Raw genomic sequence first — 255 nt, 5'->3', positions numbered from 1 at the left:
TCTATGAGATTACTTGAAGAAAACAAGATAGATAGGTCAGAGGTGTAAAGATAGTAATATCAAAGCTAACTGATACTAATAAATCGAAAACTTGACTGGAAATATATACTGTTATTGATTGGAAATGGAGAATTGAATAAGTATGGTGATAAAAGCAAGAGGGATACACCTGTACCCATGCCGAACACAGAAGTTAAGCCTCTTAACGCCGATGGTACTACGATGGAAACGTCGTGGGAGAGTAGGTAGTCGCCA

General features: G+C 38.0%; 2 rRNA genes. Both read left to right on the top strand.

Annotation, left to right across the window (positions count from 1 at the left end):
• Positions 1 to 99, top strand: a 23S ribosomal RNA gene (locus ACU68W_RS09405); the annotation flags it as partial.
• A 42-nt stretch (positions 100 to 141) separates the two neighbouring features.
• A 5S ribosomal RNA gene (rrf, locus tag ACU68W_RS09400) occupies positions 142 to 255 on the top strand; the annotation flags it as partial.

It is taken from the genome of Finegoldia sp. P2-F-LR, from assembly GCF_052932265.1.
The sequence above is the reverse complement of the archived record's forward strand: the minus strand, read 5'-3'. Positions and strand labels throughout refer to the sequence as shown.